The following is a 26,883-nucleotide window of genomic DNA, read 5'->3' as shown; positions in this document are numbered from 1 at the left end:
GCGTCATAGGGTGCCCGCCTTCTTCCAGTTCAGGTATCGAGCAATCAGTTGTGGCCCCAGCTCCTTAGGCCTTGCGTCCATTATTGCCATGCCTTGTGCACGCAAGCGGTCGTGCAGGGATGTGCGCGCATTCAGAAAACTGATGGCCCCGCAGTATTCCAGCGCCTCATCAGCGGTTTGCACCGGCGACTGACGCAGGCTGTCGAGTACCTCCTCTCTGAGGCTGGCAATCAGTACTCTATGGTGCTTGCCGAGTTGCCTGACGGCCGCCAGCAGTTCCTCGTCGTCTTCATCACGCAGGTTGGTGATTAACACCACCAGTGAGCGTTTTTTATGACGCACCATCAATTGCCGAACGGCGGAGCTGTAGTCAGCGGGTTTTCGGGTGGTTTGCAGGTCGTAGACCGAGTTGAGCAACAGGTTGAGCTGACCCGCGCCCTTGACCGGCGCCAGATAACGGTCCTGCTCACCGGCAAACGTCGCAAGGCCCACCGAGTCGCCTTGACGCAGCGCTACATAACTTAGCAGCAGGCAGGCATTGAGTGCGTGATCGAAGTGCGACAGGTCGCCGTCCTGACTGCGCATGCGACGTCCGCAATCGAGCATGAACACGATCTGCTGATCGCGCTCGTCCTGATACTCGCGGGCGATGGGGGTTCGCTGGCGCGCAGTGGCCTTCCAGTCGATCTGGCGCAAGCTGTCGCCCTCACGAAACTCTCGCAGCTGATTGAATTCCATCCCCAACCCGCGACGTTGCAACTGGCGCACGCCCAGCTGGCTAAGCCAGTTATCCACAGCCAGTAGCTGGCCGCCGTAGAGTCGGGCGAAGTCAGGGTAGACGCGGGTCGTACTCTGCACTGCCACATGGCGACGTGCCGTCCATAACCGCAACGGCCCCGGCAGACTGATTTCGCAGTGTTCAAACGTGAAATGACCGCGGCTTGACGGGCGCAGCCGGTAGCCGATGCTACCCTTGCCGCGAGCAGGCAGGGTGATGGTTTGCGGCAGGTCTTCATGCTCCAGGCCCTGCGGCAGGTGGTCGAACACCCTTAACGTGAGCGGTTTGGCACCGTCGTGCTGCAGATCAAGTCGAGCTTCGTTCCAGCGATCCAGTGCCAGGCTGCCCGCAAGCTCGCGCTGGATACGCGGCGAGGGACGTCTGAGCAGCCAGCATGCATCAAGCAGGCTAAGGCCCGCCAAGGCCAGCAATGCGCCCCAGTACAGGCTGTCTATTTTTGCCGGGTAGTCGATCCCCAGCGCGTGCAACGTACCGAGCAGCAATGCAAGGCACGCCAGCCCGCTGAGCCAGTACAGCATCGCAACAGCCGGTCTGAGGACCTGTTTCACAGGCGCGGTGCCGAAACCTGATCGAGGATCTGTCCGAGCACCTGATCCACCGACAGGCCCTCGATGTCCAGTTCCGGCGAGAGCTTGACCCTGTGTCGCAACACGGCCAGGGCGCAGCCCTTGATGTCGTCCGGCGTTACAAACTCGCCGCCGCGCAACAGCGCACGGGCTCGTCCGCCACGTACCAGGGCGATCGACGCGCGCGGCCCTGCGCCCTGATTCAGACCGGGCCAGGTCCGCGTACTGCGAGCCAGTCGCACGGCGTAGTCCAGCACGTGCTCATCAATGGGCAGCTCGCTGGCAATGCGTTGCAGGACCTGAACCTCCCGGGCCTGCATGATGACCCTGAGCGGGCGCACATCGAGCATGTCGGCACGGCTTGAGCGTGTGACCTGGCGCACCATGTCCAGCTCTTCCTGCGCCTCGGGATAATCCATGCGCAGCTTGAGCATGAAACGGTCCAGTTCGGCTTCCGGCAGCGGGTACGTGCCTTCCTGTTCGATAGGGTTCTGGGTTGCCAGCACCATGAACGGTTGCGGGATAGGCAGGGCGCGGCCCTCAAGCGTCACTTGCCGCTCCTGCATGGCCTCGAGCAGCGCAGCCTGAGTCTTGGCCGGCGCCCTGTTGATCTCGTCCGCCAGCAGCAGGTTGGTGAACAGCGGCCCCTTGCGCAGCTTGAACTGCTCGGTCTGCAGGTCGTACACGGCATGCCCGGTGACATCGCTGGGCATCAGATCCGGCGTGAACTGAATACGCGCAAACTCGCAGCTGATACAACTGGCAAGTGCCCGCACCAGCAACGTCTTGCCCAGCCCCGGCACACCTTCAAGCAGTACATGACCGCCGCCGATCAGCGCGGTCAGAACATCTTCGATAACTGCGTTTTGTCCAATCACGGCTTTTTGCAGTTCATTGCGCAATGCCTGGGCGAGCTGGCTGGCGCGCTGGCGTTGCTGCGTGTGGGTGCTTGCTGTGTTGGTTGCCTCTACCGCAGTCTCGGTAAGGGGGTCGTTGCTGCCTGATGGGGCTGGCGTTTGATCGCTCATAGGGCATTCCTGAGGGTTTGCAATTGTGCCACCTGACGGGTGAATTCACTATGGGAAAGGCGCTGAGGCGGGCGAGGGCGCAGGGCGTCGCTGATGGCGCTGGTGGGCAAGCGGGTGAGACGCGAAAGCACCTGCCATTGTTCGGCGATCACCAGCCGCTCGAAACCCGGATGCAACTGGCGGGCGCGGCGCAGGATGTCCTGCTGCAGGCTCTTGAGCAGTGTTTGCTGGCCGCTGCGCCTGCGCAGGAATTCGGCGCTGGCCCGCAGGTGCTCGGTCAGTTGGCGGCGTGCGAGTGACGCTGGCTTGCGTAGCGGGCCTTCGCGCAGGGCGACATGCCACAGGCCCAGGCCAATCAGTAAGGCCAGTGCCAGCAGCGCCTGAGGGAAATTGCGCAGTAGCAGGGTCAGCAAGGTGTCGTGATCGGTTTCCAGCACCATGGTCACTTTGCTGTCCTGAGTCAGATACCAGAGCAGCCAGGCATTGTCATGTTCGCCAATGGAGTGGGTTTTCCACAGGTCGGCGTCAGTCACAACCGTGATCAGCCCTTTGCCACGGCTGATCTGCAACAAGTGCGTGGCGTCGGCGCTGTTGGCCCAGGACTGCGCGTGATCCTGCGGGTCTTCCAGGTGAAACGCCGGGTCGAAACTCATGTAGGCCGGGGCGCGTTCGTTTTCAAGGTACAGACGGGTCAATTCCGGCCAGGGCGTCTTTTTGCGTTTGGGCACGGGCGTCATCAGCGGGATGGGCAGCATGGGCTGTGCGTCGCTCAGCTGTTGATCCTGTGCATTGATGTCTTTGCTGAGGTATTGACGAATCTGCAGCCTGTCGAGCAGAAGATCGCCACTGCGGCCCTTTTGCTCGTCCCAGAGTTGTTCGGCGACAAACAGCAGGTGCCCGCCTGATGTGACCCAGTTCAGCAGTTGCTCGGTTTGCGCGGGCGTCATGCCTGCCCGGTCGTTGAACAGCAGCAGGGTCTGTGTTCGCTGATTAGGATCGGGCAGTTGTGCCAGTGTGTCAGTGGTAGTCACCTCCACCGAACGGCCGCGCAGGAAGTGTTCAGCCGCCAGCCAGGGCTTGGCTCTCGCCTCTGGAGAAGGACCCTCGTCGACCGTCTTCTCATAACGCTCCAGATTTCGGCCCAGATAAAGCCCCGCGCCGGTCAGCAACGACAGGGCCAGCAGTAGCCAGACCATTAGTGCGAGACGCTGGCTCATGCCTTCACCGCCGCATTGAACAGGCGACGCCAGCCGTCACACAGTTCCTGCCGGGCCTGCGGCGGCGGGGGGCGATGACCATAGGCGAGGTTTTGCCAGTGAGCGGTCAGGTTCTGGCTGAACTCACTCAGCAGAGGCTGATTGAGCGAAGCGATACGTAGAAGGACCTGACCTTCGGTGTCGGCATTTTTCAGCGGCAGCCGATAGTCGCTTAGCAGGCGGCTCAGCAAAGCGCGGTACAACAATCCCAATGCTTCGCGAGGCTGACTGCTCCACAGTTGCTCTGCCTGGCCTGCAACATCGTCAGGCAGACTTTCTGCACTCACTTGCAGGCCGAAAAGCTGTTCTGGTGCCGCGCGGGCGGTTTTGGTCTTTTTACGGGGCGCGCGACTTACAAACGTCTTGAGCCAGTCTCTGTAGTACCAGAGCACCAGGCCTGCCAAGCCGATGACGAACCCCCACAACAACACTTCGATCAGGCTGGCGAGGCTGCTCGCTGCCTGCGCGATCCTATCGAGCCAGGTGATCAGCCAGCCCTGTTTGTCGTGATCGCGAGCTGCCTGCCGAGTTTTGTCCTTTTCGGGAAAACGCCACGCTGTTTGCGTCTTGATGTTCTTGAAGGGAGGGTGCTGCAGCACGCTCTGTATCTCGCTTTGGGCGGCTTCGCTGGTCAGCGTCTGATGGGTAAGACGCGGGGCGTCTGGTGCAGCCAGGGACGGATCGGGTTCTGTCTGGTTGGTTTCAGGCAGAGGGCAGCTGTAGCTCTGCTGATCGGCCAGGACCGGGGCGGGTGCTGTCGAGAGCGCCAGTCCGACACCGATCAGCAACACGTAAGCGCTGCCGATCAGGCGCTGGCGCAGGCGTCTGAAAACCAGTTCGATATCCCACGCTTCGAGGACCGTGCGGCGATTCAGGTAAAGGGTAAAGCCGCACGCCACATAAACGGGCTCCCAGAGCACCAGCGCCAAGGCATAAAACAAGTTGGTCAGGTGATCGATCCAGATCCACTGGTTTTCAACATCCACAAGGTCGATCCAGTGCCAGGCGGTCTGGATTTGCTGCGGGATCATGGCATAGAGCAGGAACAGCAGCCCGATCCACAGCGCGTACTCCAGGTGTGCGCCGACAATGGTCAGCAGTCGTGCCGCGCGCAGGTCTTTCTGGCTAAGCAGGTTTATGCGCAGGGCGCGCTCTGTGCCTGCCAGATGCTCAAGTTGCTGCACGGGCAGTTGAAAACTGCGACTCAGGCTGAGCCTTCGCCATAGCAGGCTGGGCAACAGCTGGTCTTTCAGGGTTGCAGGCCAGGCCTTTAGCGCTTGCCTGAGTGTCGGCGTGGCGCCGAACAGTGATTGCGACAGGATGAGCAGTGGCAGGCGCTCGAACGCAGGCTTGAACCACCAGAACAACAGAATGGCGGCCGAGGGGTAATCCCAGAACAGAACGCTGAGCAGGCAGAAAAACGGCAGCGTGACGAGAGCCCAACTGCCCATCAGCAAGGCGCGATGCCGACCGGCAAGCAGTACGCCCAGATCGATGGCCTCCCAAGGAGAACGAGGGCGTATGGCGACGTTCGACTCAGTCAGGCGCATGAAAGGTACGCCCTGCCAGAATCAGATACGCGGCCACCAGCAGCCACAGGGCAGTGCCCACCAGATATTTGATAAGCGCTCCGGGCCAGGTCAGTGATGACCAGTACGCCTCTATGAATGCAGCGATCAGCAGGAACAGGATGACCCCGCCAATCAGTTGCACGCTGGTTCTGGCTGCCGCACGCAGCGCTGCACTTCGGGTCAGCCTGCCGGGGGCCAGCAAGGCCCACCCCAATTTCAGGCCCGCCGCCCCGGCCAGAGCGATAGCGGTCAGCTCGAAGGCGCCGTGGCCGATGACGAATGTCCAGAAGGTCTGACCGTAACCGATGCCAGTCAGGTGGCCGGCAACCGCGCCGATCATCAATCCGTTGAAAAACAGGAAAAACAGGCTGCCCAGCCCGAACAGCAAACCGCTGGCGTAGGTTTGAAAGGCAATACCGATGTTGTTCATGATGTAGTAGCCGAACATCATCCAGTCGGCGTCCGAGGCCCTGTCGATGGACTGGCCTATCCGGCTGGCTGAAGGGTCATACATGCTCTGCATGTCAGCGACCTGTTCCGGGCTGACGACGCTGTAGATCAGTTGTGGAAAAGCGTACACCAGCAACCCCATGCCGATCAGGCTGCCGAAGAACAGCAGGCTGGCAACCAGCACGAAACGCCACTCGGCTCGAACCAGTCGTGGGAAGCCGGCCAGAACGAAGCCAAGCAGCCTGGCACCGACGGCGCTGCGGTGACGGTAAAGCTGCTGGTGGCCGCGCATGGCCAGTTGATGCAAGGGATCGACCAGATAACTGCTGTAGCCCCTCTCCTGGGCCAGCGCCAGGTGGTGGCAGATGCGTCGGTAGTCGCCGGGAAACGTTTCGCTGGCGGTGGCGTCCGCCTTGCCACTCTCCAGCGCGTCAAGAGAATGCCCGAAGCGTTGCCACTCATCCCCATGACGGGTTTCAAACAGGCTCTGCTTCATCGTGGCCCCAACAGGTTGCGGGCGATGCCGTTCACCTGCGCGACGGCTTTGCCTGCGGGTATGCGCAGTGGTTCGGCAAGAATGGCGGCCAGCTCCTGAATGCGTGCGCTGGACAGATCTCCATGGCGCTCCGCCAGGCCGAGCACAGCACGCTGTTCATCCAGATGCAGGGCAAACGGCGCGACAATCGGCTGCGCCTCCGGCAGGACGGGGCGCGTTAACGGCCGGTCGATGTAGACCACCAGTGTCCCGGCCGCTAGATCTCCCAGGCGCTTGAACCGAGGGTGGCTCAGGCAGGTGACCGCTCCCAATCCATAGCCCAGAGGCAGCATGTCGACGAAGCGCAACAGGTTGCGTATGAGCGATGAAGACCAGTCTATGGGCGTGCCGTCGTCGTGAACGACGCGCAACCCCAGGGCTCGCTTGCCCGGTGTGCGACCTTGGCTCAGCACCTCGAACAGCACCATGTACCACCAGTTCACCAGAAAAAACACAATGGCGCCCAGACCAATGCCGAGCTTGTCGAAGAACTGCAGAAACAGATAGAACACGCCAATCAGGGCGCCACGAATGGCAAGGTCGATGCCGAACGCCAACGCACGGGACACAAGGCCTGCGGGGCGAAGAACCATATCGATGCCTTCTGGCGTCTCGATCTCGATGCGCGTGTCCAGTTGCATGTTCAGCGCTGCATTCCTTGGCAAAAAAAGGGAAGGGGTGACATGTCTGGATTGGTGAGGGTGCTCCTTCAAACCAGAGCCGATGCTAGCTACCGCCGCGGAGCTAAGCAACAGACCATTTGATACGCGAGCTGTAAGAAAACGTTTCCTGAAGCGCAGGACCTTACCCAATTAGCCAATGACACCCATCACGCCCTACACTTCGCGGGTCTTCTGTTCAGGATCAGCCCGTGACTTCCAGCATTTTCTGGTACGACTACGAAACCACCGGTATCAACCCGCGCAACGATCGAGCGCTACAGATGGCGGGAATTCGCACCGATGCCGAGCTCAATGAAATAGCGCCTCCGGTCAATCTTTACTGCCAGCCCAGCGACGACATTCTGCCCCATCCCGCAGCCTGTGTGATCACCGGCATAACCCCCGCCACGCTGGCAGAAAAAGGCTTGTGCGAGGCGGACTTCATGACTCGCGTGCACGCCGAGCTTGCTGCGCCCGGTACATGCGGTGCCGGCTACAACACGTTGCGTTTCGACGACGAAGTCACCCGCTACAGTTTTTATCGCAACTTTTTCGATCCTTATGCGCGCGAGTGGCAGGGCGGCAACAGTCGCTGGGATTTGATTGATGTAGTGCGCGCAGCCTATGCATTACGTCCCGAGGGCATTGTCTGGCCCGAACAGGACGGGCGAGTCACGCTCAAACTGGAACGCCTGACCGCTGCCAACGGTATTGATCACGGGCAGGCCCATGATGCGTTATCCGATGTGCGTGCAACTATCGCTCTGGCGCGTCTGATTCGCGAAAAACAGCCCAGGCTTTATGACTACCTGTTCACGCTGCGCACCAAACAGAAAGTCCAGGAGCACATTCACCTGATGAAACCTCTGGTGCATATTTCTGGACGGTTTTCCGCGGCACGCAGTTATCTGGGCGTGGTACTGCCGCTGGCGTGGCATCCGCATAATCGCAATGCGCTGATCGTTTGTGATCTGCACCTGGATCATTCCCCGTTGTTGCAGTGCGACGCTGAAACGCTCAAGCAGCGCTTATATACCCGGCTTGATGCACTGAAGGAAGGCGAATTGCCGGTACCGCTCAAACTATTGCATATAAACCGGTGCCCGGTGATCGCGCCCTTGGGCGTACTGCGCAGCGAAGATCAGCAGCGGCTGAAACTGGACATGGCAGGCTATCAGGCGCGCGCAGCGCAGTTGAGTGAAAGCCTCGAAGTTTGGCAGGATAAATTGCAGGTTCTGTACGGCAAGGATGACTTCGTTGCAAGTGAAGATCCCGAGCAACAATTATATGATGGCTTTATCGGTGACCGTGATCGCCGGTTGTGTGAGCAAGTTCGACAGGCCGAGCCAGAACAGTTGGCCCGTGACGCATGGCCGTTTGATGACGCTCGCTTGCCCGATTTGTTATTCAGGTACCGCGCTCGCAACTTTCCCGAGACCTTGAGCGCCGACGAGCAACATCGTTGGCAGGATTTCTGTCGGAAGCGCCTGAGCAGCCCGGAATGGGGGGCGCCCACTACCTTGCAGGATTTTACCAGCGCGCTGAATGAATGCTCGCTTAGTGCCACTCCAGAGCAGTTGGAGGTGTTGCGGCAATGGCAGGATCATGCCCTTCAACTGAGTAAACGCCTGGGTGTATAAAAAGGCCGGGCAATAAAAAACGCCAGCAAGCTGGCGTTTTTTCAATCGCAATGTATAGCGACCTTGTGACGCTTAGCCCAGCAGAGTGGCCCAGCTTTCAACGTCGTCACTGCCCCACTTGGCTTTCCACTCTTTCAGAGTCTTGTGGTTGCCACCTTTGGTTTCGATGACTTCGCCGTTGTGCGGGTTCTTGTATTGCTTGACCTTGCGAGCGCGCTTGGTGCCGGCAGGTTTAACAGCGCCGCCACGTGGGGCCTTGTTTACCTTGGCGTCCGGATCCAGCAAAGCAATGATGTCACGCAGCGATTTTTGATATTCGCCCATCAGCGTGCGCAGTTTGCCTTCGAATTCCAGCTCGGTTTGCAGTTTGTCGTCTTGCGACAGATTTTTCAAACGGGCTTGCAGTTCTTTGATGGCTTCTTCGGTGGCGCGGTATTCGTTGATCAGGGACATGAGGCGACCTTATGTTGTGAAGGGTTGCAGGGATACAGTGCGACAATAATAGTCACTGTAAATGAGCAAGTAAACATTAAATAAAAGTTTTATTTGAATTATTTAGCAATATACACACGTCCTACAGACGTCTGAACTAGGAACGCACCGGACCTCCTTCAAAAGAACCGCGCTATAAAGCCCTCCTTATTAGAGGTCTTGTTTAGCCGCGTGCGCGGTAAACGCCGATACTGGCACGGTGCAATCTTTTGCCTGAGCTGCGTCCTTTTCGGCCTGCGCATTCAGGCAACACAGATACTGCAGTTTTGCTGCGCAGCCGCTAGAATGGCGGCTTTGCGAAGTTCTGGAGTTTCCCCCAATGCGCACTTTTCGTCTGGTGATTGCTTGCCCGGACCGTGTAGGCATCGTTGCCAAAGTCAGTAACTTTCTGGCCTCCCATAACGGCTGGATCACCGAAGCGAGTCATCATTCGGACAATCTCAGCGGCTGGTTTTTCATGCGCCACGAGATTCGTGCCGATACCCTGCCTTTTGACCTGGACGGGTTCCGTGAGGCCTTTACGCCGATTGCTGAAGAATTCTCGATGGACTGGCGCATTACCGACTCGGCGCAGAAGAAGCGCGTCGTGCTGATGGCCAGCCGCGAATCGCATTGTCTGGCCGACCTGCTGCACCGCTGGCACAGCGACGAACTCGACTGCGATATCGCCTGTGTGATTTCCAACCATCAGGACCTGCGCAGCATGGTCGAGTGGCATGACATTCCTTACTACCACGTGCCGGTGGACCCTAAAGACAAGGAACCGGCGTTTGCCGAAGTGTCGCGTCTGGTCGGTCATCATCAGGCAGATGTTGTGGTTCTGGCGCGTTACATGCAGATTCTGCCGCCGCAGCTGTGCCGTGAATACGCCCATCAGGTGATCAACATCCACCACAGCTTCCTGCCCTCGTTTGTCGGCGCCAAGCCTTACCATCAGGCCTCGCTGCGCGGGGTCAAGCTGATCGGTGCGACCTGTCACTACGTCACCGAAGAACTCGATGCCGGGCCGATCATCGAACAGGATGTGGTCCGCGTCAGCCATCGCGACAGCATTGAAAACATGGTGCGCTTCGGCCGCGATGTGGAAAAGATGGTGTTGGCTCGGGGTCTGCGTGCCCACCTGGAAGACCGTGTTCTGGTACACGACAACAAGACAGTCGTCTTCGACTGATCTATCGTTTCGGGGGCGCACCCTCTGCGCCCCCGACGCATGACGTCGGCAATGGTGCAACCCTCAAGGTGAACGCCCGTGACCGATCCTCTCGATAAAGCCACATCCACGGCCCCTGCCACACTAGGCGAAGGCTGTCTCAGTCGCTATGACCCCGCTGCCCTGACGCCGGAAAACGGTGCCGATTTCGACGGCGCGGCGGCATTGTGGCGCGAGTTGCAGCAATCAGAAGATACAAGAGAGGGAGAGGGGGCTGGCGAAGTGGTTACTGAGGGGCGCAAGGAATAAGTGATTCAAGCCCTTCGAGGCAGTGCGACATGCGCACCGCCAGAAGGGCCGTGAATCAGGACAGAGCTTTGGACGCCAGCCAGAACAGGGCGGCGGACAAGGCGACTGTCGCTGGCAGGGTCAGTACCCAGGCCAGCAGGATGGTGCGAACGGTTCCGCCTTGCAGGCCGCTCTTGTTGGCGACCATGGTTCCCGCAACACCCGATGACAGAATGTGGGTGGTGGAAACCGGCAGGCTGAACACGTTGGCCAGGCCGATGGCGCAGGCGGTGGTGATCTGCGCCGACATGCCTTGTGCGTAGGTCATGCCTTGCTTGCCGATCTTCTCGCCGATGGTCAGGACTACGCGCTTCCAGCCGACCATAGTGCCGATGCCCAGTGCCAGGGCGACCGCGAGAATTACCCAGAACGGGGCGTATTCGGTAGTGGTGGTCAGGTCCTTGCGCAGTTTGTCCAGATCGGATTTTTCACGCGCCGAGAGGTCTGGAAGTTTACCGACCTTGCGTGCGGTATCGTCCAGGCACAACAGATAACGACGCACCTCGATGCGGCTTTCGGGGGCCAGCGAGTGGTAATCGGACACACCCTTGAGGCGATCGAGCAACGCGTCGATGGTCGGTTCGGTCTGTTTCGGGTTGCACGCAGAACTGGACGGCAGGTCGCCTTTTTCAGCTTTGCCCATCGCCAGATACTCGCCCAGCGTGCTGCTGTTGCGCTGATAAAACTGGCTCAGATGCTGGGTTGCATCACGGGTGCGTTCGATCTGATAGGTCGTGCTGGTGAGGTCGAGTACAAACTGGCTCGGCACGATGCCGATCAGCACCAGCATGATCAGGCCGATGCCTTTCTGGCCATCATTGGAACCATGCACGAAGCTGACCGCCATGGCGGAGATGACCAGCACCAGACGATTCCAGAACGGCGGATGCTTTTTGTCATCCAGCTTGCGGCGCTGGTCTGGCGTCTTGTGCATCTTCGATAGCGGGCGCCACCATTTCAGCGCCAGCAGGACCAGACCGGCAACGATAAAGCCGGCCAGTGGCGAGAATACCAGCGAGGCGCCGATATCGATCGCTTTCTGCCAGTTGACGCCATCGGCCAGCGGAATGCCGTTGATCAGCGCATTGGCCAGGCCCACACCGAGAATCGAGCCGATCAGGGTGTGTGAACTGGAGGCCGGAATGCCGAAGTACCAGGTCCCGAGGTTCCAGGTAATGGCCGCCGCCAGCAGCGAGAACACCATGGCCAGGCCGTGTCCGGTGTTGACGTTGATGAGCAGTTCGACCGGCAAAAGATGGACAATCGCATAGGCAACGCCCACGCCGCCCAGCAACACGCCAAGGAAGTTGAATACACCGGAGAAGAATACTGCCAGATGAGGCGGCATGGCTTTGGTGTAAATGACTGTCGCCACCGCGTTGGCGGTGTCATGAAAGCCGTTGATGAACTCGAAGGTGAGGACGAACGCCAGGGCGAGCAGCAGGCTCACAAGCACCCAGGCATCAAGCCCGCTGAATAAATCGATCATGTAGGTTTTCTGACCGGGTCTGAAGGGGGCGCGATTATGACAGAAAAAATACCGAACGACTTGTCGTCACTGCGAGGTGTCGCCTCAAACCAAAAAAAAGACGCATGAGCGCCGCCTCGTTGAATACTCAATGAGGCAGTGAGGCGTGTAATTGCGGACGCTGGAAGGTTGAGACGAACAGACAGGGATCATGCGACCCTCGATGTCATGGCTCTTCTTTCAGACCTTCTTCCATTTTTTGCAGTTCTTGCTTGAACGCCTGATCCAGCAGGCTGGCTCTCTTGCGCCAAGGCTTGCGTTCCGGTTCTGGCTGCGCGGCATAGGTGGTGATTTCTCCGCCGTAGACATCCTTGAAACGTTGCTCCTGGCGCTCAAGTTCCGCGCGCAGTTCATCTTTAGTCACTGTATTACCTGATCAAGTCAAAAGGGGCCTGGTGATTACGCAAAACAATGCAAGTATGTTCGCTCCAGCCTGTAACCCATTACAGGCAGTGGCCTGTCCGGGCATTGCCCGAAAAGTGGCTGGACATCTTGTTGTTGCTTGCGGCTACGTGCACCAGAGAAACAGTTGTCGTAGCGACAGTCGTTTGATTTCAAGCACCGGGGCTTGCGTTGGCGGGCTTGCTGGCCATCGCGCTGGATCGTGCACCGTGACGGCACGTCGACAGGATAGTCGAAACAGACCATTCCTGCACAGATCAATCGTTACGAGGGTATTGCCAACCAACTGATGGATACTATCTCCAAGAAGTTCTGTTACGTCAACAACAGAGGTTGAATGAGTTCACATGTCTGGTTTTTTTGTACGATTGTTCCGAAGTTTCAGTGGGGCATGTATATGACAGAACTTTTATAAACAAAATTTTCACAAACGGCGACACCGCGACGGCGATGAAATTAAAAAATTCTTATACCCGGGAGGGCTGGCGTTTTTTGCTGGGTGTGTGGAAGAGGATCGAGCAGAGGTTGCGGCATGCAGGCTGCAAGCGTAGGCAATAATAAAGCCGCGTGCACAATAAAAACGGCCTTGCTTGGTGAGCAAGGCCGCTGCCTTGGACTTCTCAGTGGGTACCTGACCAGTAATTTCCAAGAAGTCACTTCATGGCAAAGCTAAAGGTATAAGTATATTTACAGCGGGTCAATTGCGATTATCGGCCACCTGTTCGATAATCGCACAAGCGCAGGGTGGTCCGACCACCCCGATAGATCCGAAACCTGCGGCCTGCAAGGCCTGAGCGGGTGTTACCGAGGGTGTGGCCATGAACGATGAACTGCGTAATTCTTTTGCCTCATTGGCACCGCCCATCGTGGCGTCGCCCGCCAAGCGCATTCAGGCGCTGACCGGCGACCCTGATTTCATGACATCGCTGGCGCGCGGGCTGGCGGTGATTCATGCCTTTCAGGAGCGCAAGCGGCACCTGACCATCGCGCAAATCAGCCACCGCACGGAAATCCCCAGGGCGGCGGTGCGTCGTTGTCTGCATACGCTGATCAAGCTTGGTTACGCGACCACTGACGGCCGCACTTATTCGTTGTTGCCCAAGGTTCTGACCCTGGGCCATGCGTATCTGTCGTCAACGCCGCTGGCGACTTCTTCGCAGCCTTATCTGGACCGCATGAGTGATCACCTGCACGAGGCCTGCAACATGGCCACGCTGGAAGGTAACGACATTCTTTATATTGCTCGTTCGGCAACGACTCAGCGATTGATCTCGGTCGACCTGTCCGTCGGTGGGCGCTTGCCAGCCTACTGCACGTCGATGGGGCGAATCCTGTTGGCCGCGCTGGATGATGTGTCGTTGCAGGAATACCTGGATCACGTCGATCTGCAGCCCAAGACCAGCCGGACCATTCGCACCCCCGAAGCGCTGCTTGAATGCTTGCAACTGGTTCGTCAACAGGGCTGGTGTATTGTCGATCAGGAACTGGAGCAGGGGCTGCGCTCTATTGCCGTGCCGGTCTATGATGCGTCGGGTCAGGTGCTGGCGGCGCTCAATGTCAGTACCAGCGCCGGGCGGGTGGCACGCAGCGAGCTGGAACAGCGCTTTTTGCCGATCATGCTCGATGCCAGTCGCGACCTGAGTACTCAGCTGTTTACCTGACCGATCAAACGCGGTTAACACTGTTAATTTGTTCGATTATCGAACGCTTAGTCGATTATCGGATTGTTTGCTGGCTTGCTCAGGCATAACCTCATTTTCATTCCAGCGCAGGTCTTCGCGCTGTTCAATGAACGTGATGTTGGGTTCGGAGCACCACATGGCAGACATTCTTTCTCTACGCGATGCAGTGAAGCAACTGGTCAACGATGGCGACACCGTTGCGCTGGAAGGCTTCACTCACCTGATCCCGACGGCTGCGGGCCATGAAATCATCCGTCAGGGCAAAAAAGACCTGACCCTGGTGCGCATGACGCCCGACCTTATCTACGACCAGTTAATCGGTGCCGGTTGTGCGAAGCGTCTGATTTTCTCGTGGGGCGGCAATCCAGGTGTTGGTTCTCTGCACCGGCTGCGCGATGCCGTTGAAAAACAGTGGCCGCGCCCAATGGAAATTGAAGAGCACAGTCACGCCGACCTCGCCAACGCTTATGTGGCTGGTGCGTCGGGCCTGCCCTTCGCTGTACTGCGTGCGTACGCCGGCTCCGACCTGCCCAAGGTCAACCCGCTGATCAAGACCGTCACCTGTCCGTTCACCGGGGAAGTGCTGGCTGCCGTGCCATCGGTACGCCCCGACGTGACGGTGATTCACGCACAGAAAGCCGACCGCAAGGGCAATGTGTTGCTGTGGGGCATTCTTGGTGCGCAGAAAGAAGCAGCGCTGGCGGCCAAACGCTGCATCGTGACCGTCGAAGAAATCGTCGATGACCTCAAGGCTCCGATGAACTCCTGCGTGCTGCCGACCTGGGCGCTCAGCGCGGTATGTCTGGTGCCCGGTGGCGCTCATCCTTCTTATGCGCATGGCTATTACGAGCGCGACAACCCGTTTTATCAGGCTTGGGACCCGATTGCCCGAGACCGGGAAACGTTTACGGCGTGGATTGACGAGTACATCCACGGCACTGCGGATTTCAGTGAATTCAAGAGCAAGCTGGCTCGCGCTTCGGAGGCCCAATAATGACTTACTCCACCAGTGAGATGATGACCGTCGCCGCTGCCCGTCGTCTGCGTAACGGTTCAGTGTGTTTTGTCGGGATCGGCCTGCCATCCAAGGCGGCGAACCTGGCGCGTCTGACGTCGTCGCCGGATGTGGTGCTGATCTACGAATCCGGCCCCATCGGCGCCAAACCCACTGTATTGCCACTGTCGATCGGTGACGGCGAGCTGGCGGAAACCGCTGACACCGTGGTGTCCACCAGCGAAATCTTTCGTTATTGGCTGCAGGGCGGCCGGGTTGATGTCGGCTTTCTCGGTGCGGCGCAAGTGGACCGCTTCGGCAACATCAACACCACCGTGGTAGGCGACTATCACAACCCCAAAGTTCGTTTGCCAGGTGCCGGTGGCGCGCCGGAGATTGCCGGTTCGGCCAAGTCGGTGCTGATCATTCTCAAGCAGTCGGCGCGCTCGTTCGTCAACAAACTGGACTTCATCACCTCGGTCGGTCACGGCGAAGGCGGTGACTCACGCAAGCGTCTGGGCCTGCCCGGCGCGGGCCCGGTGGGTATCATTACCGACCTGTGCATCATGGAGCCGGAAGCAGACACCCACGAGTTTGTCGTGACCACGCTGCACCCCGGCGTGACCCGCGAGCAGGTGATCGCGGCCACCGGTTGGGAAATCCGTTTTGCCGAAAACGTAGCGGTCTCTGCAGAACCCACTGACGTGGAGCTGACCGCGCTGCGTGATCTGGAAGCCCGTACGGCTGCCGCACATGGCCAGGTGGCAGGAGAAGCATGATGCGTGATGTCTTTATTTGCGACGCGATTCGCACCCCTATTGGCCGTTTCGGCGGCGGGTTGTCGTCGGTGCGTGCTGACGATCTGGCCGCCGTGCCGATCAAGGCGCTGATGGAGCGCAACCCTTTGGTGAACTGGGAAGAGATCGACGAGGTGTTCTTCGGCTGCGCCAACCAGGCCGGTGAAGACAACCGCAATGTGGCGCGCATGGCGGCCTTGCTGGCGGGCCTGCCGACCAGCGTGCCGGGCGTTACCCTCAACCGTTTGTGCGCGTCGGGCATGGACGCCATCGGCACGGCATTCCGGGCCATCGCCTCGGGCGAAATGGAGCTGGCGATTGCTGGCGGCGTCGAGTCGATGTCCCGTGCGCCGTTCGTCATGGGCAAGGCCGATGCAGCGTTTTCGCGCAACATGAAGCTGGAAGACACCACCATCGGCTGGCGTTTCATCAACCCGGCCATGAAAGCGCTGTACGGCGTGGACTCCATGCCTGAGACCGGCGACAACGTTGCCACTGACTTCAGGATTTCTCGAGCCGATCAGGACGCTTTCGCCCTGCGCAGCCAGCAACGCACCGCCGTTGCCCAGGCTGCGGGCTTTTTCGAGGAAGAGATTGTGCCGGTGCGTGTTGCACATAAAAAAGGCGAAACCCTTGTCGACAAGGATGAGCATCCGCGTGGCGACACCAGCCTGGAAACCCTGAGCAAACTCAAGCCGGTCAACGGCCCGGACCAGACCGTCACGGCGGGCAACGCATCCGGGGTCAACGACGGAGCGGCTGCACTGATTCTGGCGTCGGCCGAGGCCGTCAAAAAGCACGGCCTGACGCCTCGCGCGCGGGTGCTTGGCATGGCCAGCGCGGCGGTCGAGCCTCGGGTGATGGGCATTGGCCCGGTGCCCGCGGTGCGAAAACTGGTCGAGCGGTTGGGCCTGGCGGTCGCCGATTTCGACGTTATCGAGCTCAACGAGGCCTTCGCCAGCCAGGGCCTGGCGGTCTTGCGTGAGCTGGGCCTGGCGGACGACGCCCCGCAGGTCAACCCCAATGGCGGTGCGATTGCACTGGGGCATCCGCTGGGCATGAGCGGTGCACGACTGGTGCTCACGGCCTTGCACCACCTGGAAAAAACCGGCGGGCGCAGAGGCCTGGCGACCATGTGCGTGGGTGTCGGTCAGGGCCTGGCGCTAGCCATAGAGCGTTAAACTCTTCTGTTTCAACCCTGTTGTTCAGCACCCCGGTTCATCTGGTTGCCTCCACGAAAAGGCACTCCGATGGACCGGGTTGTTGTGCTTGGTCGAAGAGGATGTTACAGCTTGTTTCTTATGGACAGTTTTGCTTGGGGAACATAATGACGACACCATCAAAAGCACCGCATTACACCGGCGAGGAGCGAAGCAAAAGAATCTTCGCGATCGTCGGCGCATCATCGGGGAATCTCGTCGAGTGGTTCGACTTCTATATCTACGCGTTTTGCGCGATCTACTTTGCACCGGCCTTCTTTCCTTCCGATGATCCGACCGTCCAGTTGCTCAACACCGCAGGCGTGTTTGCTGCTGGCTTTCTGATGCGCCCGATTGGCGGCTGGCTGTTTGGCCGCGTGGCCGACAAACATGGCCGCAAGAACTCCATGCTGATATCGGTCACCATGATGTGCGCAGGCTCGCTGATCATCGCTTGCCTGCCGACCTACGCATCGATTGGTGCCTGGGCACCGGCCTTGCTGCTCATGGCGCGCCTGCTTCAGGGGCTGTCGGTAGGTGGCGAGTACGGCACCACGGCGACCTACATGAGTGAAGTGGCGTTGCGCGGGCAGCGCGGCTTTTATGCTTCGTTCCAGTACGTGACCCTGATCGGCGGCCAGTTGCTGGCCGTATTGACGGTGGTCATCCTGCAGCAGTTTCTCACCACTGAAGAGCTGCGTGACTACGGCTGGCGTATCCCGTTCGTGATCGGCGCGGCTGCAGCAGTCATTGCTTTGCTGTTGCGCCGCACGCTCAACGAAACCACCACCGCCGAAAGCCGTCAGGACAAGGACGCTGGCAGCATTACCGCGCTGTTCAAGAATCACGCAGCGGCTTTCATCACGGTGCTGGGTTACACCGCCGGTGGCTCGCTGATTTTCTACACGTTCACGACGTACATGCAGAAGTACCTGGTCAACACCGGCGGCATGGAGGCCAAGACCGCCAGCTACATCATGACCGGCGCGCTGTTCCTGTACATGTGCATGCAGCCGTTCTTCGGCATGCTCGCGGACCGCATCGGTCGTCGTAATTCGATGCTGTTGTTCGGCGCGCTGGGCACGCTGTGCACAGTGCCGATCCTGATGACCCTGAAAACCACGACCAACCCGTTCATTGCGTTCGCACTGATTACCCTGGCGTTGGCGATTGTCAGCTTCTACACCTCGATCAGCGGGCTGGTCAAAGCCGAGATGTTCCCACCGCAGGTACGCGCACTGGGTGTTGGTCTGGCGTATGCGGTGGCCAACGCAATGTTCGGCGGTTCAGCCGAGTTCGTTGCCTTGAAACTCAAAAGCGCCGGCATGGAAAACAGCTTCTACTGGTACGTGACCGCGATGATGGCGGTGGCGTTTCTGTTCAGTCTGCGGCTGCCGAAAGAGCCCAAGTACCTGCATCAGGATCATTGATCGCAGGTTTATTCCAGGCGTAAAAAAACCCATCAATCGATGGGTTTTTTTTACGCTGCAATCAGAACACTGCCGTTAGAACAGTTGCACCGAAGGTTTCTCTTTGGAGATGGTTTCGGTCTGCCCGGTCCTTTCGTACCAGCCGCCGCCGAGGGCCTTGTACAGGTTGACCTCGCTGGTCAGCTGCGACAGGCGATCGGTGATCAGCGTTTGTTGCGCGCTGAACAGCGAGCGCTGGGCGTCGAGGAAGGTCAGGTTGCTGTCGATGCCGATGCGGTAGCGACGCTCGGCCAGACGGTAGTAGTCCTGGTTGGCGGTAACAAAGTCACGTTGCGCCTGGAGCTGCTCGTCGTAGGTCTTGCGTGAAGCCAGACCGTCGGACACTTCCTGGAAGGCGGTCTGAATCGACTTCTCGTAGTTGGCGACGCTGATTTCCTTCTGGATCTTCGAGTAATCCAGGCTGGCGCGCAGGTTGCCGGCGTTGAAGATCGGAATGTTGATGCTCGGCTGGAACAGCCAGGTTCCCGAACCCCCTTTGAACAGACCGGACAGCTCGGTGCTGCTGGTGCCGGCACTGGCCGTCAGGCTGATGCTTGGGAAGAACGCTGCGCGTGCTGCGCCGATGTTGGCATTGGCGGCCTTGAGCGAGTGCTCGGCTTGCAGAATGTCCGGACGGCGTTGCAGCAGATCGGACGGCAGGCCTGCCGGCATTTCGGTCAGCATGTCGGAGTCGAGCAGATGGCTGGCCGGCAGGTTGTCAGGCAAGCCTGTGCCCAGCAGCAGCACCAGGCTGTTTTGATCCTGAGCGACCAGGCGCTGGTACTGGGCCAGTCGGGCGCGGGCGCTTTCGACGGCGGTGCGCGACTGGCTGAGGTCGAGTGCCGAAGAAACACCGACTTCGTTGCTGCGCGAGGTCAGGCGGAAGCTTTCTTCGTAGGTCTTGAGGGTGTCCTGCGTCAGCTTGAGCAGTTCCTTGTCGGCCTGCCAGGTCATGTAGGCATTGGCGACGTTGGCAACCAGACTGATCTGCGTGCTGCGACGCGCTTCTTCGCTGGAGAAGTAGGTTTCCAGCGCCTGTTCGCTGAGGCTGCGCACCCGACCAAACAGGTCCAGCTCGTAAGCGCTGACGCCCAGCGTTGCCGAGTAGCTGCTGCTGATCGCCGATTGGCCGGTCTGCGACTGGTCGGCAGGCACGCGCTGACGTGAGCCGCTGCCAGTGGCCGAGACCGCCGGGAACAGGTCCGAACGCTGGATGCGGTACTGCGCACGGTAGGCGTCGATGTTCAGCGCCGCGACCCGCAGGTCACGGTTGTTGAGCAGCGCGGTTTCGATCAGCTGTTGCAGCGCCGGGTCATTGAAGAAATGACGCCAGCCTTGCTCCGCAGCGGCCATTTTGGCCCCTTCGACCGGCGAGTACGCCGGGCCTTGCGGGTATTGTGCGGCGACCGGGGCCTCCGGCTGCTTGTACTCGGGGATCAAAGAGCAGCCGCCGAGTATGAACGCGGTAACTGCAAGAGAGATCAATGACTTGCTCATTGGCCAGCCTCATCGTGTGAAATATGTTTCTGCTTGCTCTTGAAGAGCCCTGAAATCGATACGAAGAACAGTGGCACCCAGAAGATCGCCAGAACGACGGCTGTGATCATACCGCCAATTACGCCTGTACCGATCGAATGCTGACTGCCCGAACCTGCGCCCGAGGAAATCGCCAGCGGCACAACGCCGAGGATAAACGCCATGGACGTCATGATGATCGGGCGCAGGCGCATGCGACAGGCTTCGATCGCCGCATCGGTGAGGCTCTTGCCCTGTTCGTGCAGCTCTTTGGCGAACTCGACGATCAGGATGGCGTTCTTCGCCGCCAACCCGACTGTGACCAGCAACCCTACCTGGAAGAACACGTCGTTCGACAGTCCGCGCAGGCTGGTTGCCATCAGTGCACCGATAACCCCCAGCGGCACCACGAGAATGACCGCGATCGGGATCGACCAGCTTTCATACAGCGCCGCCAGGCACAGGAACACGACCAGCAACGACAGCGCGTAAAGGGCAGGGGCCTGGGAGCCGGACAGGCGCTCCTCGTAGGACAGACCGGTCCAGGAGATGCCGATCCCTTGCGGCAGTTTCTTGGCCAGCGCTTCAACTTCGGCCATTGCATCGCCGCTGCTGTAGCCCGGTGCCGGCGTACCGAGGATTTCCTCTGCCGCCACGCCGTTGTAGCGCGACAGTTTTGGCGAACCGTAGGTCCACTTGCCGCTGGCGAAGGCCGAGAACGGCACCATCTCGCCCGCGCTGTTGCGCACGTACCATTTTTTCAGGTCTTCAGGCGTCATACGGGCACCTGCATCACCCTGGATGTACACCTTCTTCACACGGCCACGGTCGATGAAGTCATTGACGTAGCTGCCACCCAACGCGATTGACAGGGTGTTGTTGATGTCCGACAGGGTAATGCCCAATGCACTGGCGCGTTCGTCGTCGATGATCAACTGGTACTGCGGCTCGTCGTTCAGCCCGTTCGGACGCACACCGGCGAGAATCTTGCTCTGCGCGGCCATGCCGAGGAACTGGTTACGTGCTTCCATCAGTTTTGCATGGCCGACACCGCCCTGATCCTGCAGGTAGACGTCGAAGCCTGTCGCGTTACCCAGCTCCAGTACCGACGGTGGCACGATGGCGAACACCATTGCATCACGCAGGCTGAAGAAGTAGCCCTGAGCGCGCTCTGCCAGTTTGAAGACGCTGTTTTCGGCGTCACGTTCTTCCCACGGCTTGAGCATGACAAATGCAATCGCCGAGCTTTGACCGCGGCCCGCAAAGTTGAAACCGTTCACCGAGAACACCGACTTCACTGCACCGCTTTCCTTGGTCAGCAGGTATTCACGCATGTTGTCGATGACTTCTTGCGTGCGCTCGGTCGAGGAGCCGGCCGGTGTCTGGATCTGAGCGAAGATCACGCCCTGATCTTCGTCCGGAAGGAACGCTGCGGGAATGCGCATGAACATGAAGATCATGCCGGCAAAAATCACGATGTAGCCCAGGTACGACAGCCACTTGTGCTTGAGCATGTTGCCCACGCCGCGCTCGTAACTCACAACGCTGCGGTCGAAGGTGCGGTTGAACCAGCCGAAGAAACCACGCTTGGGCTGGCCGTGGGTCTTCTCGTCGATAGGCTTGAGCATGGTGGCGCACAGCGCCGGGGTGAAGATCAGCGCGACCACTACCGACAGGGCCATGGCCGAGACGATGGTGATCGAGAACTGCTTGTAGATCACACCGGTCGAGCCGCCAAAGAACGCCATTGGCAGCAGCACCGCCGACAGCACCAGCGCAATACCAACCAGTGCGCCCTGGATCTGCGTCATGGATTTGATGGTTGCGTCACGCGGAGAAAGCTTTTCTTCCTCCATCACCCGCTCGACGTTTTCCACCACCACAATCGCATCGTCCACCAGCAAGCCGATGGCCAGTACCATGCCGAACATGGTCAGGGTGTTGATGGTGAAACCGAAGCCCGCGAGGATGCCGAAGGTGCCCAACAGTACGACCGGAACCGTCAGCGTGGTGATCACGGTGGCGCGGAAGTTTTGCAGGAACAGGTACATCACCAGGAACACCAGCACGATGGCTTCGATCAGGGTGTGAACCACACCTTTGATCGATTCGCTCACCACAGGCGTGGTGTCGTACGGGTAAACCACTTTCATGCCCGGCGGGAAAAACGGCTCCAGCGACGAAACGGTCGCGCGGATGGCCTTGGCGGTGTCCAGCGCATTGGCGCCGGTGGCCAGCTTGATCGCCAGACCCGAGGCCGGTTTGCCGTCGAACTGCGAGTCGGTGCTGTAGTTCTCTGCGCCCAGGCCCACGGTGGCGACGTCTTTGAGGCGAACCTGTGAGCCGTCGGTGTTGACCTTGAGAAAGATATTGCCGAACTGTTCAGCCGTCTGCAGACGCGTCTTGCCGATGATTGTGGCGTTCAGTTGCTGGCCGCTGATCGAGGGCAGACCGCCCAACTGACCGGACGACACCTGAACGTTCTGCGCGGTGATTGCGTCTCGCACGTCCACCGGGGTCAGCTGGAAGTTGTTGAGCTTGGCCGGGTCGAGCCAGATGCGCATGGCGTACTGGGAGCCGAACACCTGGAAGTCGCCCACACCGGAGGTCCGGGAAATCGGGTCCTGCATGTTCGAGACGATGTAGTTGGCCAGGTCTTCCTTGCCCATGCTGCCGTCTTCGGACACCAGGCCGATAACCATCAGGAAGTTCTTCACCGCCTTGGTCACGCGAATACCCTGTTGCTGCACTTCCTGTGGCAGCAGCGGGGTCGCCAGGTTGAGCTTGTTCTGCACCTGCACCTGCGCGGTATCCGGGTTGGTGCCCTGATTGAAGGTCGCGGTAATGGTCATGCTGCCGTCGGAGTTACTTTCCGAACTCACATAACGCAAGTTGTCGATGCCGTTGAGCTGCTGCTCGATGACCTGCACCACGGTGTCCTGCACGGTCTGCGCAGAAGCGCCCGGGTAGGTCACCTGAATCGCAATGGCCGGTGGCGCGATACTTGGGTACTGGTTGATCGGCAGGCTGGAAATAGACAGCGCACCGACCAGCATGATCACGAGGGCAATAACCCAGGCAAAAATGGGTCGATCAATAAAAAATTTCGACATGGGTTACTCCCCTTTGCTGCCTGCGGCTTTTTCAGTGGCCGGGGCAGGTACCGGGTTTGCTCCTTTGACGTTGGTCGCTTCGGCAGCTTTCACTTCTGCGCCTGGTTTGACGTATTGCAGACCTTCGGTGATCACGCGATCGCCTTCTTTCAGGCCGTCCTCGATCAGCCAGTCGCTGCCCACGGTGCGGTTGGCGACCAGTGTGCGCAATTCAACCTTGTTGTCCTGATTGACAATCATGGCGGTCGGTGTGCCTTTCAGGTCGCGGGTCACGCCTTGTTGCGGTGCCAGAATGGCTTTCGCACTGACGCCTGCCTGCAATTGCGCGTGAACGAACATGCCGGGCAGCAAGCGGTGTTCAGGGTTGGGGAAGACTGCGCGCAGAGTGACGGAACCGGTGGTCTGGTCAACCGACACTTCGGAGAACTCCAGTTTGCCTTCCTGAGCGTAAACGCTGTTGTCTTCCAGGGTCAGCTTGACCTTGGCGGCGTTATCGCCGGACTTCTGCAGTTTGCCGCTGTCCAGGTCATTGCGCAGCTTGAGCATGTCTGCGGAAGACTGGACTACGTCTACGTAGATCGGATCAAGCTGCTGAATGGTTGCCATTGCGTCTGCCTGGGCACTGCTGACCAGCGCGCCTTCGGTAACGGCAGAGCGCCCGATGCGGCCCGAGATCGGCGCCAGCACCTTGGTGAAGCGCAGGTTGATCTGCGAAGTCTGCAGCGCTGCCTGTGCTTCCTGAGTGGATGCCAGGGCGGTGTCGTATTCCTGACGACTCACCGCCTGTTCGTTGACCAGTTGCTTGTAGCGATCAGACATCGACTTGGCAGACTGCAGGGTCGCCTTGGCACTGTTGGCGTTGGCTTCATAGATAGCCGGGTCGATCTGATACAGCTGCTGACCGGCCTTGACGTCACCACCTTCGGTAAACAGACGCTTGAGAATGATGCCGTTGACCTGAGGGCGGACCTCGGCCACACGGAAAGCGGTCGTCCTGCCCGGAAGCTCGGTGGTCAGGGTGTAGGGCTGTGCTTTGAGGGTAACGACGCCGACCTGAGGGGTTTGCGCAGGCGGGGCCGCCTGTTCCTTCTTGCTACAGCCACTGAGCAGGGTTGCCAGGGCGACGGCAGTGACCAGAACGGTAACAGCTGGCTTGAATTGCATGAAGATCCTCGGGGCAGGAGCCTGTTTTCTCAACAGTACGTTGAAGTGTTAAAAAATATTTCGGCTAGATAAGTAGCATGCTAAGGAATATACTTACATTCGCGGTTGTTTGTAAACACCCGCTTTGCGCATTCGGCCACTATTCAAGGTGCTGAATGCCAGTTCGGGACAAGGCGAGACAAATGCCGCCCGGTCATACCTCAAGGCATGCACCAGATGCACGCATGAGGTGAATCTTTTGAGGTCTTATTGCCATGGTTCGTCGCACCAAAGAGGAAGCTCAGATCACCCGCAGCCAGATTCTGGAGGCCGCCGAGCAGGCTTTTTATGAGCGAGGCGTCGCCCGCACCACGCTGGCTGACATTGCGACCCTTGCCGGTGTGACCCGTGGCGCCATCTATTGGCACTTCAACAACAAGGCTGATCTGGTCCAGGCGATGCTCGACAGCCTTCAGGAACCGCTCGACGAAATGGCGCAGGCCAGTCAGAGCGAAGACGAAGAAGACCCGCTGGGTTGCATGAGGAACCTGTTGATTCATTTGTTTCATGAGCTCGCACTGGACCCGAAAACCCGTCGCATCAACGAAATCCTGTTTCACAAGTGCGAGTTTACTGACGAGATGTGTGATTTTCGTCGTCAGCGCCAGGACAACGCCATTCAGTGCCACGACCGTATCACCCTTGGCCTGAGCAATGCCGTGCGCCAAGGCCAGTTGCCACAAGAACTGGACACGGGCCGGGCTGCTGTTGCACTTTTTTCCTACGTCAACGGCATCATTTATCAATGGCTGTTGGTCCCTGACAGCTTTTCGTTGCCGGCCGAGGCCGAGCAACTGGTCGATGTGTGCCTGGACATGCTGCGCTTCAGCCCTACCTTGCGGGTAAAAAACAGCCCGGAACTGAACGTTGAACGTGAAAGGTTATAGCGCCTGCCGGTTCTGTTGGGTAGTCACCTTTTCGTACAGAGCCTAACTCTGATTGGTGCTGCTTATACAGCGGGTTTACCGATCGTTTACCCGCCAGCCCTGAATGTGTCCGTCAAATACGACTAATTGGCCTGCGAACTTACAAAAATTTGTAGGACGCAGGTAGGACATTTCCTGATACATGTAGCTGATTTCCCAAAGTAATTTCCGACTATTGCCCTGTGGGAAAACTCCCTTCACTCTGCGCGTCCTGAAAGACCAGAAGAGAGGAAGGTTGCATGCTTTTGCCGAATCTTGCGCCTATGTGCCCCGAAAACAACGTCAGCTCCGTTGATGTCCACCTGTGTGGTCAGGGTCGTGGCTATCTCGCCCGCACACAGCTGTCGGATGTGATCGAAACATGCCAAGGGCATGCAGACATGAGCGCAAGCGCGGTTCACGCAATCGTCGGGAGGACAGCTCATGTCGGACACCGGAACTGACACCGTGAGGCTATTGGCCCGACTCACGCAGCAATCTGAACGAATGGGGGTGGATTCCGCCCTGGGGACGCCGGTCATTCGGCTGGGGCTGATTACCACGCTGTATTTTCGCAATGGTCACACCCCGGAAATGAAGCGCCGGGTCGAGGCATGCTTTTCGCGTTTCTACGAGGCATTTAAAACCAGGCTCAAGTGGCAGCTGTTCAAGCGCATGCGGCGCTTGAGCGGGTCCGGTTTTGCGTCGACCCGGCGCCAGGTTGTCGAAAGCCCGCCCGACGAGCAGTTCATCTGGTCGATCGCCAGCGCGACGCAGGCTGAAGTCGCCCTGTACAGCCTGTTTGTGATGAACACCTCGCAAGGGCAGGCCGACAATGATCGCTCGTGTCTGAAAATGGTCTTGCCCTGGTCTTACCTGACCGAGCCCGACGGACTGAAAAACTATGAGACCTGGATCAGGTACCTGAGCAGCGAAGTGCAGGCCGAACACGGTTTTGGCGGGCTGGCCTGTGTGCTGCCCTGCGATGGTCACCAGTATTTACCGTGGGAGTATCGGCTGGCTCAGGATCATATGGGGTTGATGGTCGATCCCAATCCGCATATAGAAAGCCTGCGCCTGTTGGACCGTATCAAGGGTGTCAGCTGGTACACGGTGCTGGGTGAGTCATTTGTCAGGCAGTTGGGGGGAAGTGACCGATTGCGTGGTCAAATGAGCCCGCACCGCGACATCGTTTTTCACAGCTACAGCAACGGTTTGTTGATTCGTGCCGGCGCGGTGCCTGAATTGGGCGGCAGAGGCCTGCCGCCGCCACAGCCTTATGTCACGGTCAACAGAGTCATCAAGCCGATCCGCCTGCAGGACACCGGCAACCTGCACCCTTACCTCGGGTCAGGGAACGGCTTTACCGACGAAACCACTGCGCAATGGTATGCGCGCTTTGATGAAAAACCGTTGCCCCCGGTAGATGCCGGGCAAGCATGCCCTCGATCAGGTTGCTGGTTCAGTAGCGCACAGTACGGCTCCCGGCGACATTTCGACGAAGGCGAACTCATGCCTGCGTTTGCTCATATAAAGAGCAAGAAAACCCAGTGGTTCTGGGCTGAAGTGTCTTCTTGAA

The 26,883-nt window shown here is 59.0% G+C and carries 22 protein-coding genes; 10 read left to right on the top strand and 12 right to left on the bottom strand.

Going from position 1 to position 26,883, the window contains the following annotated elements; genetic code table 11:
* Positions 1-3: 3 nt before the first annotated feature.
* Genes QRN38_RS17685 through QRN38_RS17660 form a run of 6 tightly spaced genes read right to left on the bottom strand, consistent with a single transcriptional unit; the run spans position 4 to position 6,846 of the window.
* On the bottom strand, positions 4-1,347 hold the full coding sequence (locus tag QRN38_RS17685) for a DUF58 domain-containing protein (protein WP_057419005.1): 1,344 nt from the start codon (positions 1,345-1,347) through the stop codon (positions 4-6).
* A complete protein-coding gene (locus QRN38_RS17680) occupies positions 1,344-2,393 on the bottom strand; it encodes an AAA family ATPase (RefSeq protein ID WP_010219554.1) in 1,050 nt (349 codons plus the stop codon). The genes QRN38_RS17685 and QRN38_RS17680 overlap by 4 nt, the downstream gene beginning before the upstream one ends.
* Positions 2,390-3,610: a DUF4350 domain-containing protein gene (locus QRN38_RS17675; protein WP_024667645.1), complete on the bottom strand. Its 1,221-nt coding sequence runs from the start codon at positions 3,608-3,610 to the stop codon at positions 2,390-2,392. The genes QRN38_RS17680 and QRN38_RS17675 overlap by 4 nt, the downstream gene beginning before the upstream one ends.
* Complete coding sequence (locus QRN38_RS17670) at positions 3,607-5,199, bottom strand: DUF4129 domain-containing protein (protein WP_057419006.1); 1,593 nt, start codon at positions 5,197-5,199, stop codon at positions 3,607-3,609. Before QRN38_RS17670 ends, QRN38_RS17675 begins: the two co-directional genes overlap by 4 nt.
* The gene (locus QRN38_RS17665) at positions 5,186-6,166 is read right to left on the bottom strand and encodes a stage II sporulation protein M (protein WP_057419007.1); all 981 of its coding nucleotides are present in this window, start codon (positions 6,164-6,166) and stop codon (positions 5,186-5,188) included. Before QRN38_RS17665 ends, QRN38_RS17670 begins: the two co-directional genes overlap by 14 nt.
* Positions 6,163-6,846, bottom strand: a complete 684-nt coding sequence (locus tag QRN38_RS17660; RefSeq protein WP_057419008.1) for an RDD family protein — start codon at positions 6,844-6,846, stop codon at positions 6,163-6,165. The genes QRN38_RS17665 and QRN38_RS17660 overlap by 4 nt, the downstream gene beginning before the upstream one ends.
* 230 nt (positions 6,847-7,076) lie before the next feature.
* Between QRN38_RS17660 and sbcB the strand changes: the two genes are divergently transcribed.
* Positions 7,077-8,507 (top strand): exodeoxyribonuclease I, encoded by a 1,431-nt coding sequence (gene sbcB, locus QRN38_RS17655; protein WP_005768674.1) that lies wholly within the window; start codon positions 7,077-7,079, stop codon positions 8,505-8,507.
* Positions 8,508-8,579: 72 nt separating this feature from the next.
* On the opposite strand, the gene mvaT is transcribed toward sbcB, so the two are convergent.
* Positions 8,580-8,960, bottom strand: coding sequence for a histone-like nucleoid-structuring protein MvaT (gene mvaT / locus QRN38_RS17650; protein ID WP_002554971.1), 381 nt, complete (start codon positions 8,958-8,960; stop codon positions 8,580-8,582).
* A gap of 358 nt (positions 8,961-9,318) precedes the next feature.
* On the opposite strand from mvaT, the gene purU reads away from it, so the two are divergent.
* Both purU and QRN38_RS17640 read left to right on the top strand, forming a co-directional pair.
* Positions 9,319-10,170 carry a formyltetrahydrofolate deformylase gene (purU, locus tag QRN38_RS17645; protein WP_003363851.1) on the top strand — a complete coding sequence of 284 codons (852 nt, stop codon included), beginning with the start codon at positions 9,319-9,321 and terminating at the stop codon, positions 10,168-10,170.
* Between the two features lie 78 nt (positions 10,171-10,248).
* Positions 10,249-10,458: a hypothetical protein gene (locus tag QRN38_RS17640; protein ID WP_005768677.1), complete on the top strand. Its 210-nt coding sequence runs from the start codon at positions 10,249-10,251 to the stop codon at positions 10,456-10,458.
* 55 nt (positions 10,459-10,513) lie between these two features.
* Here the strand turns inward: QRN38_RS17640 and QRN38_RS17635 are convergent, their stop codons facing one another.
* The gene (locus QRN38_RS17635; RefSeq protein WP_005620206.1) at positions 10,514-11,986 is read right to left on the bottom strand and encodes an inorganic phosphate transporter; all 1,473 of its coding nucleotides are present in this window, start codon (positions 11,984-11,986) and stop codon (positions 10,514-10,516) included.
* 205 nt (positions 11,987-12,191) lie between these two features.
* Positions 12,192-12,389, bottom strand: coding sequence for a hypothetical protein (locus QRN38_RS17630; RefSeq protein WP_003381628.1), 198 nt, complete (start codon positions 12,387-12,389; stop codon positions 12,192-12,194).
* A gap of 856 nt (positions 12,390-13,245) precedes the next feature.
* Here QRN38_RS17630 and pcaR point away from each other — a divergent pair.
* The 5 genes from pcaR (at position 13,246) to QRN38_RS17605 (ending at position 18,529) form a co-directional block, all read left to right on the top strand.
* On the top strand, positions 13,246-14,088 hold the full coding sequence (gene pcaR / locus QRN38_RS17625) for a pca regulon transcriptional regulator PcaR (RefSeq protein ID WP_005620205.1): 843 nt from the start codon (positions 13,246-13,248) through the stop codon (positions 14,086-14,088).
* A gap of 157 nt (positions 14,089-14,245) precedes the next feature.
* Entirely contained in the window at positions 14,246-15,103 is an 858-nt protein-coding gene (locus QRN38_RS17620) for a CoA transferase subunit A (protein WP_005768681.1), read from the top strand.
* Positions 15,100-15,882 carry a CoA-transferase subunit beta gene (locus tag QRN38_RS17615; protein ID WP_172679552.1) on the top strand — a complete coding sequence of 261 codons (783 nt, stop codon included), beginning with the start codon at positions 15,100-15,102 and terminating at the stop codon, positions 15,880-15,882. The genes QRN38_RS17620 and QRN38_RS17615 overlap by 4 nt, the downstream gene beginning before the upstream one ends.
* Positions 15,879-17,081: a 3-oxoadipyl-CoA thiolase gene (gene pcaF, locus QRN38_RS17610; protein WP_174518574.1), complete on the top strand. Its 1,203-nt coding sequence runs from the start codon at positions 15,879-15,881 to the stop codon at positions 17,079-17,081. Before QRN38_RS17615 ends, pcaF begins: the two co-directional genes overlap by 4 nt.
* A 146-nt stretch (positions 17,082-17,227) precedes the next feature.
* Complete coding sequence (locus QRN38_RS17605) at positions 17,228-18,529, top strand: MFS family transporter (RefSeq protein ID WP_007246194.1); 1,302 nt, start codon at positions 17,228-17,230, stop codon at positions 18,527-18,529.
* Between the two features lie 75 nt (positions 18,530-18,604).
* Here QRN38_RS17605 and QRN38_RS17600 read toward each other — a convergent pair whose 3' ends face one another.
* Genes QRN38_RS17600 through QRN38_RS17590 form a run of 3 tightly spaced genes read right to left on the bottom strand, consistent with a single transcriptional unit; the run spans position 18,605 to position 24,360 of the window.
* The gene (locus QRN38_RS17600; protein WP_007246193.1) at positions 18,605-20,065 is read right to left on the bottom strand and encodes an AdeC/AdeK/OprM family multidrug efflux complex outer membrane factor; all 1,461 of its coding nucleotides are present in this window, start codon (positions 20,063-20,065) and stop codon (positions 18,605-18,607) included.
* Positions 20,062-23,196 carry an efflux RND transporter permease subunit gene (locus tag QRN38_RS17595; protein WP_024667652.1) on the bottom strand — a complete coding sequence of 1,045 codons (3,135 nt, stop codon included), beginning with the start codon at positions 23,194-23,196 and terminating at the stop codon, positions 20,062-20,064. Before QRN38_RS17595 ends, QRN38_RS17600 begins: the two co-directional genes overlap by 4 nt.
* 3 nt (positions 23,197-23,199) lie before the next feature.
* Entirely contained in the window at positions 23,200-24,360 is a 1,161-nt protein-coding gene (locus tag QRN38_RS17590) for an efflux RND transporter periplasmic adaptor subunit (RefSeq protein WP_057419069.1), read from the bottom strand.
* 254 nt (positions 24,361-24,614) lie between these two features.
* Between QRN38_RS17590 and pmeR the strand changes: the two genes are divergently transcribed.
* Positions 24,615-25,286: an auxin-lysine conjugate-binding transcriptional regulator PmeR gene (pmeR, locus tag QRN38_RS17585; RefSeq protein WP_005768695.1), complete on the top strand. Its 672-nt coding sequence runs from the start codon at positions 24,615-24,617 to the stop codon at positions 25,284-25,286.
* A 462-nt stretch (positions 25,287-25,748) separates the two neighbouring features.
* Positions 25,749-26,882 carry a DUF3396 domain-containing protein gene (locus QRN38_RS17580; protein WP_024667654.1) on the top strand — a complete coding sequence of 378 codons (1,134 nt, stop codon included), beginning with the start codon at positions 25,749-25,751 and terminating at the stop codon, positions 26,880-26,882.
* Position 26,883 lies beyond the last annotated feature (1 nt).

Origin of the sequence: Pseudomonas sp. CFBP2511, assembly GCF_030209255.1 — a bacterium.
Classification (GTDB): Bacteria; Pseudomonadota; Gammaproteobacteria; order Pseudomonadales; family Pseudomonadaceae; genus Aquipseudomonas; species Aquipseudomonas avellanae.
The sequence above is the reverse complement of the archived record's forward strand: the minus strand, read 5'-3'. Positions and strand labels throughout refer to the sequence as shown.